Source organism: Mycobacterium sp. E342 (assembly GCF_001667665.1).
GTDB lineage: Bacteria > Actinomycetota > Actinomycetes > Mycobacteriales > Mycobacteriaceae > Mycobacterium.
On record NZ_LZJM01000063.1, the window covers coordinates 1 to 4,705 of the forward strand.

Sequence of the window (4,705 nt, forward strand, 5' to 3'; positions counted from 1 at the left end):
CTTCGACTTCTCGGTCTGGGAGATCTTCGGGTCGCTGCTGCGCGGCGCCCGGCTGGTGATCGTGCCCGACGCGGTGGCCCGCTCGCCGGAAGAGCTGCACGCCATGCTGATTCGCGAACAGATCAGCGTGCTCAGCCGGACACCGTCGGCCTTCTACGCGCTCTCGCCCGGGCTGGGCCGACGGCTGAAGCTGCGGACCGTGGTGTTCGGCGGCGAGGCACTGGAACCGCAGCGGCTCGGCGGATGGTTGCACCACCGGCCGGGGGTGCCGCGGCTGATCAACATGTATGGCATCACCGAGACCACGGTGCACGCCTCGTTCCGCAAGATCACCGACGGCGACGTCGCCACCGGCGTCAGCCCCATCGGCGTGCCGCTGGCGCACCTGGGCTTCTTCGTGCTGGACGGGTGGCTCAACCCAGTGCCCGGCGGCGTGATGGGCGAATTGTATGTGGCCGGCGATGGCGTGGCGTACGGATATGTGGGCCGGGCGGGGCTGACCGCGTCGCGGTTCGTGGCGTGCCCGTTCGGGGCGCCGGGACAACGGATGTACCGCACCGGGGACCTGGTGCGCTGGGGCGTCGACGGGCAGCTGCAGTACCTCGGGCGGGCCGACGAGCAGGTCAAGATCCGCGGCTACCGCATCGAACTCGGCGAAATCCGCACGGCACTAACCGGTTTGGATGGCGTCGAGCAGGCGGCGGTAGTCGTCCGCGAGGACCATCCCGGCGACAAGCGCCTCATCGCCTACATCACCGGCGCCGCCGACCCGACCGAGATCCGCACCCGGCTCGCCGACCGGCTGCCCAACTACATGGTCCCGGCCGCCGTCGTGGCCGTGGACGCAATCCCGTTGACGGTCAACGGCAAACTCGACACCCGCGCCCTGCCCGCACCCGACTACCAGGAAAGCGGCGAATACCGGCCCCCGGGCACTCCGGTGGAGGAAATCCTCGCCGGCATCTACGCCCGCGTCTTGGGGCTGCAGCAGGTCGGGGTCGAGGAGTCCTTCTTCGACCTCGGCGGGGATTCATTGTCGGCCATGCGTTTGGTCGCGGCGGTCACCACCGGACTGGACGCCCACCTCCAAGTGCGAACGTTGTTCGAGGCGCCCACGATCCGGGAGTTGGCTCAGCGTCTCGGTGCGGGCGAGGGCCGGCCCGCCCGGATCGTGCCCGGTGCGCGGCCGGCGGTGGTGCCGTTGTCGTTCGCCCAATCCCGCCTGTGGTTCACCGATCAGTTGCAGGGACCGTCGCCGGTTTACAACCTGGCCGCGGCGATGCAGCTGGACGGAGCACTGGACGTCGAGGCGCTCGGGGCGGCGCTGGGTGACGTGGTGGCCCGGCACGAGAGCCTGCGCACGGTGTTTGCCGCACCGCAGGGAACACCCCGGCAGGTGGTCGTCCCCGCCGAGCGCGCCGACTTCGGCTGGCGGGTAGTGGACGCCGCCGAGTGGTCGGCGGGCCGCCTCGACGAGGCCATCGAGACCGCTGCCCGCCACACCTTCGATCTGGCCGCCGAAATTCCCATGCGCGCCTGGCTGTTCCGAATCACACCGGACCGGCACGTGTTGGTGGCGGTCGTCCACCACATCGCCGCAGACGGGTCGTCACTGACCCCGCTGGTGCGCGATCTCGGGGTGGCCTACGCCAGCCGGTGCGCGGGCGAGGCGCCGGCGTGGGCGCCGCTGACGGTGCAGTATGTCGATTACACGCTGTGGCAGCAGGCCTGCCTGGGTGCACTGGACGACCCCGCCAGCCCGATCGCCGGGCAGCTGCGGTACTGGCAACAGGCCTTGGCCGACCTGCCGGAGCGGCTCGCGCTGCCCACGGACCGGCCCTACCCGCCGGTGGCCGACCATCGAGGCTCCAGCGTGGCCGTGGAGTGGCCCGCGGAGCTGCAGCAGCGCGTGCGCGAGGTCGCTCGCGAGCACAACGCGACGAGCTTCATGGTGCTGCAGGCCGCCCTGGCTGTGTTGCTGACGAAAGTCGGCGCGACTTCGGATGTGACGGTGGGCTTTCCGATCGCCGGGCGGCGGGACCCGGCGCTGGAAGAACTGGTGGGCTTTTTCGTCAACACCCTGGTGCTCCGGGTTGACCTGGCCGGAAACCCCACTCTCGCAGAGGTGTTGGCTCAAGTGCGGCAGCGCAGCCTCGCCGCGTACGAGCATCAGGACGTGCCGTTCGAGGCGCTCGTGGAACGGCTCAACCCCGCCCGCAGCCTCACCCACCATCCGCTGGTGCAGGTCATGTTGACCTGGCAGAACGCCGGCCGCGCGGAATTGGTCCTGGGCGATCTCCGCGTGACTTCGCTGCCGCTCGACATGCACACGGCGCGTATGGATCTGGTGTTTTCGTTGGCCGAGCGCTGGACCGACGACGGACAACCCGCCGGCATCGGCGGGGCGGTGGAGTTCCGCACCGATGTGTTCGACGCCGGAACCGTCGCGACCCTGATCGACCGGTTACAACGCGTGTTGGTCTCGTTGACGACCGACGCCACCAAGGTCCTCTCGGACGTCGATGTCCTCGACGAGGCCGAGCATGCCCGGTTGCGTGCGCTCGGCAACGACGAGGTGCTGGCGCGGGCGTGGACGCCGGCGTCGATTCCGGTGTTGTTCGCCGGGCAGGTGGCGCGCACGCCTGAGGCACCGGCGGTGACGTTTGAGGGTCGGTCGGTGACGTATCGGGAGCTGGATGAGGCGTCGAACCGGTTGGCGCACGCGTTGATTGGCCGGGGTGCGGGTCCCGGTGAGGCGGTGGCGGTGTTGTTGTCGCGGTCGGCCGAGGCGATTGTGGCGATCCTGGGTGTGCTCAAGTCGAGGGCGGCGTATCTGCCCATCGATCCGGCGTTGCCGGGGGCGCGCATCGAGCTCATGCTCACCGACACCGCGCCGGTCGCGGCGGTGACCACCACCGAATTGGCGGAGCGGCTGGATGGTTGCGGCGTGGCGATCGTCGACGTGCACGATCCGGTGTTGCATCGCCTGCCCGCCACGGCACTCCCGGCGCCCGATCCGGATGATGTGGCGCACATTATTTTCACGTCGGGGACCACGGGGGTGCCCAAGGGGGTGGCGGTCAGCCACGCGAATGTGACGCGGTTGTTCGACGCGCCGGCGGTGGGTGTGGCGTTGGTACCGGATCAGGTGTGGACCCAGTTCCATTCGTATGCCTTCGATTTCTCGGTGTGGGAGATCTGGGGTGCGCTGCTGCATGGTGGGCGGCTGGTGGTGGTGTCTGAGGCGGTGGCCCGCTCGCCCAGGGACTTCCACGCCCTGCTGGTCGCCGAGAAGGTCACCGTCTTGAGTCAGACTCCGGCGGCGGTGCGGATGCTCTCGCCGCAGGGTTTGGAGGGCGTGGCACTGGTGATCGGGGCCGAGCCGGTGCCGGCCGAGGTGGTGGACCGTTGGGCGCCGGGGCGGGCGATGACCAACGTCTACGGCCCGACCGAAACCGCGATGTTCGCCTCGATGAGCCTGCCGCTGGCAGCGGAGTCGGGTGCGCCGCCGATCGGGTCGGCGGTGCCGGGGGCGGCGTTGTTCGTGCTGGACGGCTGGTTGCGCCCGGTGCCGGTCGGGGTGGTCGGTGAGCTGTATGTGGCCGGTCGCGGGGTGGGCTTAGGGTATGTGCGCCGGGCGGGGTTGACCGCCTCGCGGTTCGTGGCGTGCCCGTTCGGCGCGCCGGGGCAGCGGATGTACCGCAGCGGGGATTTGGTGTCCTGGGGCCCGGATGGGCAGCTGCGCTATGTGGGGCGTGCCGATGAGCAGGTCAAGATCCGCGGCTATCGCATCGAGGTCGGCGAAATCCGCTCGGCGCTGGCCGCCCTCGACGGTGTCGAGGATGCGGTGGTGGTGGTGCGTGAGGACCGCCCCGGCGACAAGCGCCTGGTCGGCTACCTCACCGGCACCGCCGAGCCCGCCGCGCTGCGCGCCGCGCTGGCCGAGCGGCTGCCCGGCTACATGGTCCCAGCCGCCCTCGTCACACTCGACACCCTGCCCATCACCGTCAACGGCAAACTCGACACCCGCGCCCTGCCCACACCCGAATACACCGACGCCGATCACTACCGCCGCCCGGCCAGCGCGGTCGAGGAGATCCTGGCCGGCATCTACGCCCAAGTCCTGGGTCTCGAGCGGGTCGGGGTCGACGACTCCTTCTTCGAGCTCGGCGGTGACTCGCTTTCGGCGATGCGGGCGATCGCGGCCATCAATAGCGGCTTCGACAGCGCTCTTTCGGTGCGAGCGCTGTTCGAGGCGCCCACGGTCGCTCAGCTCGCCCCCCGCATGGGGCTGGGTCGTGGCGCCCTCTCGCCGCTGGTGGCCGGCAAGCGGCCGGCGACGGTGCCGTTGTCGTTCGCCCAGTCCCGATTGTGGTTCCTCGACCAACTGCACGGGCCGTCGCCCGTCTACAACATGGCGGCCGCGCTGCGGCTGGCTGGACCGCTGGATACCGACGCGTTGCGCGCCGCGCTGAACGACGTGGTGGGCCGCCACGAAAGCCTGCGCACGATCTTCGTCGCGCCCCAGGGAACCCCCCAACAGATCGTGCTGCCGCCGGAACAGGCGCGCGTCAAGTGCGACGTCGTCGATGCCGGCGGCTGGCCGGCGAGCCGGCTGGAGGGGGCCATCGAGGCGGTGGCGCGCCATTCGTTTGACCTGGCGGTGGAGATTCCGTTGCGTGCGACGGTGTTTCGGGTGGGTGAG

The 4,705-nt window shown here is 70.1% G+C and carries 1 protein-coding gene; it reads left to right on the top strand.

Annotated features, from left to right (window positions below; all coding sequences use genetic code 11):
• Positions 1 to 4,705: non-ribosomal peptide synthetase (locus A5692_RS02865; RefSeq protein ID WP_156765903.1), on the top strand; the 4,705-nt coding region annotated here is incomplete at both ends.